The following is a 5018-nucleotide window of genomic DNA, read 5'->3' as shown; positions in this document are numbered from 1 at the left end:
TGCGTGAATTCCTGATCGACTGTCTTTCCCGCTGTCCGACCGCGCGGCGCTCGTCCCGCCGCGCTTCGTCTGACAGTTCACCGGGAGCTTGTGCCGGCGCGCTCGCGCCACGCCTGGCCTGAGTTCCCACCGGCGCGGTCTGCTGCGCCGGCTGTTGTCGTTGTCTGGCCGTCTGCAAAACACCGCAGGCGCAGCCGCTGCATTGCCGTTTTTTCTGTATTCCCAACCCTATCCACTGCCAACGGAGCACGCCATGTCCACCTCTGCTTCTTCCAAGACCTTTCAAAAATTTTCCCGCCGCCCCACGGCCATGGTGCTGACTTCGCTGACCGCCGCGCTGGCGCTGGGCGCCGCCGCGCTGATGACGGCCCATACCGCTGAAGCCGAATCGCCGGCAGCCGCGCCGCCCGCGGTGCCGGTCTCGGTCGCCACCGTCGTCAAGCAGGACGTGGCCGCCTGGGAAGAATTCTCCGGACGTGTCGAGGCGGTGGACAAGGTCGAGCTGCGCTCGCGCGTCTCCGGCACGGTGCTGGCGGTGCACTTCCGCGAAGGTGCGCTGGTGAATGCCGGCGACCTGCTGGTGACCATCGACCCGGCGCCGTACGCCGCCGAGGTGGACCGCGCCGAGGCCCAGGTGCTGGCCGCCCAGGCCCGCGTGGGCTATACCCGCAGCGAAAGCGAGCGGGCCGGCCGGCTCTGGCAGGAACAGGCAATTGCCCAGCGCGAGCTGGACGAGCGCCAGAACGCCGCCCGCGAAGCCGATGCCAACCTGCGCGCCGCACAAGCCGCGCTGCAGACCGCCAAGCTCAGCCTGAGCTACACGCAGGTGCGCGCACCCGTGGCCGGCCGCGTCGGCCGCAAGGAAGTCACCGTGGGCAACCTGGTGGCCGCAGGTCCGGGCGCGCCGGTGCTGACCACGCTGGTCTCGGTCAGCCCGATCTACGCCAGCTTCGACGTTGACGAAGCCACCGTCAGCAAAGCCCTGGCCAGCCTGCCGGGCGGCACGGCGCAACGCGGCCAGCTCGAACGCATTCCGGTGCAGATGAAGACCGGGCTGGGCGGCACGGGCGAAAAAGCCATCGAAGGCAAGCTGCAGCTGATCGACAACCAGGTCGACGCGAAGAGCGGCACGGTGCGCGTGCGCGCGGTGTTCGACAACGCCGACGGCGCGCTGCTGCCGGGCCAGTTCGCGCAGCTGCGCCTGGGCCAGGTCAAGGCCACCTCGGCGCTGCTGGTCAACGAACGCGCGGTCGGCACCGACCAGAACAAGCGCTACGTGCTGGTGGTTGGTGCGGACCACAAGGTCGCCTACCGCGAGGTCTCGCTGGGCGCCGCGGTGGACGGGCTGCGCATCGTCACCGCCGGGCTGAAGGCCGACGAGAAGGTCGTCGTCAACGGGCTGCAGCGGGTTCGCCCGGGCTCGCTGGTGCAGCCGCAGGAAGTGCCGATGAACGCCAAGGCCGAGCTGCAGGCCAAGAAGAACAACACCGCAGGTGAGCCGTCGTGATGCACATGCCAGTGCACACGCGCCCCGCCATGCAGAGGAACCTCTTTCAGGACACCCCATGAACTTGTCCAAGTTTTTCATTGACCGGCCCATCTTTGCCGGCGTGCTCTCGCTGCTGATCTTCCTCGGCGGCCTGATCGCGGTGCGCGGCCTGCCGATCTCGGAATACCCCGAGGTCGTGCCGCCGTCCATCGTCGTGCGTGCCACCTACCCCGGCGCGAACCCCAAGGTCATTGCCGAGACGGTGGCCACACCGATCGAAGAACAGATCAACGGCGTCGAAGGCATGCTCTACATGAGCAGCCAGGCGACGACCGACGGCCTGATGACGCTGACCGTCACCTTCAAGCTCGGCACCGACCCCGACAAGGCCCAGCAGCTGGTGCAGAACCGCGTGGCCCGGGCCGAGCCGCGCCTGCCGGAAGAGGTGCGCCGCCTGGGCATCACCACCGTCAAGAGCTCGGTCGACCTGACCATGGTGGTGCACTTGCTGTCGCCCACCGGCCGCTACGACATGACCTACCTGCGCAACTACGCGGTGCTCAACGTCAAGGACCGCCTCGCGCGCGTCCAGGGCGTGGGCGACGTGCAGCTGTTCGGCTCGGGCGACTACGCGATGCGCGTCTGGCTGGACCCGCAGAAGGTGGCCAACCGTGGCCTGTCGGCAAGCGACGTGGTGGCCGCGATCCGCGAGCAGAACGTGCAGGCTGCCGCTGGCGTGGTCGGCGCATCGCCTGGCCTGCAAGGCATTGACGTGCAACTGCCGGTCAACGCGCAAGGCCGGCTGCAGACCGAAGACGAGTTCGGCGACATCATCGTCAAGACCGGCAACGGCGGCGAGGTGACCCGGCTGCGCGACATTTCGCGCATCGAGATGGGCGCGGCGGACTATTCGCTGCGCTCGCTGCTGGACAACAAGGACGCGGTGGCGGTGCCCATCTTCGCCGCGCCAGGGTCCAACGCGATTGCCATCTCCGACGGCGTGCGCGCCACCATGGCCGACCTGAAGGCCGCGATGCCCGAAGGCCTGACCTACGAGATCGTCTACGACCCGACGCAGTTCGTGCGTGCATCCATCGAATCGGTGGTGCACACGCTGCTCGAAGCCATCGCGCTGGTGGTGCTGGTCGTGATCCTGTTCCTGCAGACCTGGCGCGCGTCCATCATCCCGCTGCTGGCCGTGCCGGTCGCGGTGGTCGGCACCTTTGGCGTGATGCATGTGTTCGGCTTCTCGATCAACGCGCTGAGCCTGTTCGGCCTGGTGCTGGCCATCGGCATCGTGGTGGACGACGCCATCGTCGTGGTCGAGAACGTCGAGCGCAACATCGAAGGCGGGCTCTCGCCACGCGAGGCCACCTACCGTGCAATGCGCGAAGTCTCCGGTCCCATCATCGCCATCGCGCTGGTGCTGGTCGCCGTGTTCGTGCCGCTGGCCTTCATCACCGGTTTGACCGGCCAGTTCTACCGCCAGTTCGCGCTGACGATTGCCATCTCCACCGTGATCTCGGCGATCAACTCGCTGACGCTGTCGCCCGCATTGGCTGCCTTGCTGCTGAAGGGCCATGACGCACCGAAGGACTGGCTGACCCGCGGCATGGACCGTGTGCTGGGCCGCTTCTTCCGCGGCTTCAACCGCCTGTTCCAGCGCGGCTCCGAGCGCTACAGCGTGGGCGTGAAGGGTGCGATCTCGCGCAAGGCGGTGATGCTGGGCATCTACGCGCTGCTCGCGGTCGCCACCGTCGGCCTGTTCCAGCTGGTGCCCAAGGGCTTCGTGCCGGCGCAGGACAAGCAGTACCTGATCGGCTTCGCCCAGCTGCCGGACGGCGCCACGCTGGACCGCACCGAGGACGTGACCCGTCGCATGGACGACATCGTGATGAAGCAGCCCGGTGTGGAGCATGCGATCACCTTCCCTGGCCTGTCGATCAACGGCTTCACCAACAGCTCGAACTCCGGCATCGTCTTCGTGGCGCTGAAGGACTTCGACCAGCGCAAGGACCCGTCGCTGTCCGCCGGTGCCATCGCCGGTTCGCTGAACCAGCAGTTCGGCCAGATCCAGGACGCCTTCATCGCCATCTTCCCGCCGCCGCCGGTGCAGGGCCTGGGCACCACCGGTGGCTTCAAGCTGCAGCTGGAAGACCGCGCCTCGCTGGGCTTCGACGCGCTGGACGCCGCGCAGAAAGCCTTCATGGCCAAGGCCTACCAGACGCCTGAACTCGCCGGGATGTTCTCCAGCTGGCAGGTCAACGTGCCTCAGCTCTATGCCGACATCGACCGCACCAAGGCCCGCCAGCTCGGCGTGCCGGTCACCTCGGTCTTCGAGACGCTGCAGATCTACCTGGGCAGCCTGTACGCCAATGACTTCAACCGCTTCGGCCGCACGTACTCCGTGCGGGTGCAGGCAGATGCTGCGTTCCGCGCGCGGCCCGAAGACATCGGCACGCTGAAGGTGCGTTCGACCACGGGCGAAATGGTGCCGCTGTCGGCATTGCTGAAGGTCGTGCCGACCTTTGGCCCGGAACGCGCGATGCGCTACAACGGCTTCCTGACCGCCGACATCAACGGCGGCGCCGCACCGGGCTACTCGTCCGGCCAGGCGCAGGACGCGATCAAGCGCATTGCCGCCGAAACGCTGCCGCCCGGCATCAGCTACGAGTGGACCGACCTGACCTACCAGGAAATCCTGGCCGGCAACTCCGCCGCGCTGATCTTCCCCATCGCCATCCTGCTGGTGTTCCTGGTGCTGGCTGCGCAGTACGAAAGCCTGACGCTGCCGCTGGCCATCTTGCTGATCGTGCCCATGGGCCTGCTGGCCGCGATGACGGGCGTGTGGCTCACCAAGGGCGACAACAACGTCTTCACGCAGATCGGCCTGATGGTGCTGGTGGGCTTGAGTGCGAAAAACGCGATCCTGATCGTGGAGTTCGCACGCGAGCTGGAGTTCGCCGGCCGAACGCCGATCCAGGCCGCGATCGAAGCCAGCCGGCTGCGCCTGCGCCCCATCCTGATGACCTCGATGGCCTTCGTGATGGGTGTGCTGCCCCTGGTGCTGGCGACCGGTGCTGGCGCCGAGATGCGCCATGCGATGGGCGTTGCGGTGTTCGCCGGGATGATCGGCGTGACGGCCTTCGGCATCTTCCTGACCCCGGTGTTCTACGTGCTGCTGCGCCGCATGACCGGCAACCGCCCGTTGAAGCAGCACGGCGAAGTGCCGCATGACGTGGAGCCGTTGCTGGAACCTGGCATGCATGGTGGTGCGCCGTTGCACCCGCAAGTGGCAGCGCCCCGACACGAGCATGAGTAACTGATGCACCCGGTCTCACGATTGCGTGAGACCACCCGCCGGGCGGGTTGCTCGGCCGCCTTGGGGCGGCCCGGCGCCGGCTCCGTGAGAAATTTGGAGATTCCAATGAGAAACCTCTTTTCGCTTGCCTCGAAGCGCTCGCTGACGCCGCTGCTTGCCGCCTTGGTGCTGGCCGGTTGCGTCTCGGCGCCCGCTGTCGATCCGGCC

2 protein-coding genes are annotated in these 5018 nt (G+C 67.3%); both read left to right on the top strand.

All coding sequences use genetic code 11. From position 1 onward, the window contains the following. Positions 1–310 precede the first annotated feature (310 nt). Entirely contained in the window at positions 311–1507 is a 1197-nt protein-coding gene (locus tag FKP22_RS20850) for an efflux RND transporter periplasmic adaptor subunit (RefSeq protein ID WP_141289613.1), read from the top strand. Positions 1508–1565: 58 nt separating this feature from the next. Further along, positions 1566–4811 (top strand): efflux RND transporter permease subunit, encoded by a 3246-nt coding sequence (locus FKP22_RS20845; RefSeq protein ID WP_141289612.1) that lies wholly within the window; start codon positions 1566–1568, stop codon positions 4809–4811. Positions 4812–5018: the final 207 nt, after the last annotated feature.

Origin of the sequence: Ideonella azotifigens, from assembly GCF_006519715.1 — a bacterium.
Taxonomy (GTDB): Bacteria; Pseudomonadota; Gammaproteobacteria; order Burkholderiales; family Burkholderiaceae_C; genus Ideonella; species Ideonella azotifigens.
The sequence above is the reverse complement of the archived record's forward strand: the minus strand, read 5'-3'. Positions and strand labels throughout refer to the sequence as shown.